At 46.5% G+C, this 918-nt stretch carries 1 protein-coding gene; it reads left to right on the top strand.

Translation table 11 applies throughout. The features are described 5' to 3' along the window. Positions 1–918: type II secretion system minor pseudopilin GspK (gene gspK / locus KIV40_RS30885; protein WP_285353107.1), on the top strand; the 918-nt coding region annotated here is incomplete at both ends.

Raw genomic sequence — 918 nt, 5'->3', positions numbered from 1 at the left:
TTGGCTATCATGGCAACGATTGCGGGCAGTATGTCTGAACGGTTATTTACCCAGTTCAAGCGTGTTGGCAATCAGCTCAATTATCAACAGGCCTATTGGTACAGTATCGGTATCGAAGCGTTGGCGAAGGTGGGTATTGAGCAGAGTTACAAAGACAGCGATACCATTAATTTAAGCCAGCCATGGGCACTGGAAGAGCAGGTTTATCCGCTCGATTATGGTCAAGTGGTTGGGCATATTCGCGACGGACAAGCGTGCTTTAATTTGAATGCATTGAAGTCGGTGACTGCGACCACAAACAATCAGTCACCTTACTTGGTGTCTGTATGGCAAACCCTGCTAGAAAATTTGGAAGTGGACTCTTATCAAGCGGAAGTGATTGCGAACTCTACTTGGGAGTTCGTTGATGAGGATACTCGAAGTATCTCTTCGGTCGGGGTTGAAGACAGCACTTACGAAGCGATGAAGCCGTCTTATCTCGCGGCGAATGGTTTGATCGCCGATGAGTCTGAGTTGCGAGCAATTTACCAAGTCAGTGGCGAAGTGATGGATAAGGTTCGCCCTTATATGTGTGCCTTGCCAAGTGATGATTGGCGTTTGAACGTGAATACATTATCTGTAAAACAGGCGCCCTTGTTGGAAGCGATGTTTGCTCCGAATTTGAGTGAATCAGACGCCAAAGCATTAATTGAAAACCGCCCCTTTGATGGCTGGGATAGCATTGATGATTTCTTAGCTGAGTCGAATTTATCGAGTGTCAGTGCGGATGTAACCAAGAACGCCAAAGGGTATTTAGCGGTAGACAGTAGTTACTTCGAGTTGGATGCCGAAGTATTAGTGGAGAAGTCGCGTGTTCGAATACGCACTCTCTTTTATAGTAGTAATCGAGAAACAGTGACGGTAGTGCGCCGTCGCTTT

The sequence above is a fragment of the Vibrio sp. D173a genome, assembly GCF_030248475.1.
The sequence above is the reverse complement of the archived record's forward strand: the minus strand, read 5'-3'. Positions and strand labels throughout refer to the sequence as shown.